Here is a 1,064-nt window from a genome sequence, read left to right as displayed (position 1 = left end):
GAACCGGATTTGATGGTTTCCCGATCGTCCGGCTCTCCAGTGACTTACTGCGTGAGCGGTGTGGCTGGTTGCCCGGTGTGGGTGAGGCTGTGGCAGGAGGCGCAGACCACCAGGGTCTTGCGGCGCCTGTTGGCCATGGCCTCGGCCCAGTGGGGCTGCAGCGGTCCGGGTTTGCCGAGGTCGGTGAGCTTGCGGACGTGGTGGACTTCCACCTCGCCCGGCTGCTGGCAGACCTCGCAGACGTCCGCGAGGAGCCGTGTGACGAGTTCCTTGTGCGGATAGTCGACCCGGATCGGTTGACGGTCGGTGACCGTCGCCGTTTTCTGCCGGTGGAGTGGTGTCTCACCGGACCGTGCGACCAGTGGCTTCCTGCCGTCGCGTTCGATGCGTGCCTCGAAGCAGGTGCGCGGCCCGTACGGTGTCTGGATCTTGGCCTTGTGTTTGGCCGCCATCTTCGACACCGTCGAGCGGTGCTTGCCTGCCAGGGTCTTGAGCATGGAGGTCTCCATGACCCAGCGCAGCCGGTGAAGCCGGTAGACGTCCCCGGCGAGCAGGTAGTACTGGACGATGCCCCGGTAGATGGCCCCGTAGGTGGCGACGATGGTGTGGTCGCTGCCGTTGGTCAGGGCCTTCTGCTTGGCGGGTTTGCCGCGGTGCAGGTAGGGGGCGGACTTGGCCTTGATCACGTCCAGGGGGACACGTAGCGCGACCTGACCGTTGATACGTCGGTAACGGCCGGTCTTCTTCGTGTCGTTGTGCTGGACGGTGATCTCGTAGCCGAGGAAGCGGGCCGCGCCTGTGCGGGCGTGGGTGATCAGCGTCTTGTCCTGGGACAGTTCGAGTTTGAGGTCGTCGCGCAGGAACTCGGCCAGGCGCTGTTTGATCTCCTCGGCTTCGGCCTTCGGGCCGGTGAACCCGAGCAGATGGTCATCTGCGTACCTGCAATACCGCAACCGCCGGTATCCCGGGTCGTCCGGGTCGGCGCTGGGCAGGCTGACCATCCGCTGTCGCAGTGCTCGCGCCAGTGGGCGGTCACCACGCCGTCGGGCTTTGGCCAGTTGGTT

At 65.8% G+C, this 1,064-nt stretch carries 1 protein-coding gene; it reads right to left on the bottom strand.

The window, feature by feature from the left end; genetic code table 11:
* Window positions 1-44: 44 nt before the first annotated feature.
* Window positions 45-1,064: group II intron reverse transcriptase/maturase (locus tag ABGB16_RS33765; RefSeq protein WP_347672107.1), on the bottom strand; the 1,020-nt coding region annotated here is incomplete at its 5' end.

Origin of the sequence: Micromonospora sp. B11E3 (assembly GCF_039871625.1) — a bacterium.
Lineage (GTDB): Bacteria > Actinomycetota > Actinomycetes > Mycobacteriales > Micromonosporaceae > Micromonospora.
This window is presented reverse-complemented; position numbering and strand designations above follow the sequence as displayed.